Origin of the sequence: Paraburkholderia sp. SIMBA_053 (genome assembly GCF_046534895.1) — a bacterium.
Lineage (GTDB): Bacteria > Pseudomonadota > Gammaproteobacteria > Burkholderiales > Burkholderiaceae > Paraburkholderia > Paraburkholderia caledonica.
Genome location: NZ_JAWRXU010000637.1, coordinates 1 through 274 on the forward strand (window position 1 = coordinate 1; position 274 = coordinate 274).

Here is a 274-nt window from a genome sequence, read left to right on the forward strand (position 1 = left end):
GCGCATTCATGCGATTCACACGCGCTCGCGCGGCACCTATGGGATGCCTCGCATTTACGCCGAACTGGTCCACCAGGGCGTTCATGTGGGGCGCAAGCGGGTCGCCCGCCTGATGCGGATTGCGGGTCTGTGCGGCGTGAGCCGGCGGCGCTGGATCACCACCACGCGGCGCCAGCCCGATGCGCGGCCGGCCCCCGACCTGGTACAACGCCACTTTAGCGCCGACGCGCCAGACCGGCTGTGGGTCGCCGACGCGACCTATGTACCGACTGGC

The 274-nt window shown here is 69.7% G+C and carries 1 protein-coding gene; it reads left to right on the forward strand.

From position 1 onward, the window contains the following. The coding region (locus tag SB753_RS37155; RefSeq protein WP_410805144.1) for an IS3 family transposase at positions 1-274 on the forward strand (274 nt) is incomplete at both ends.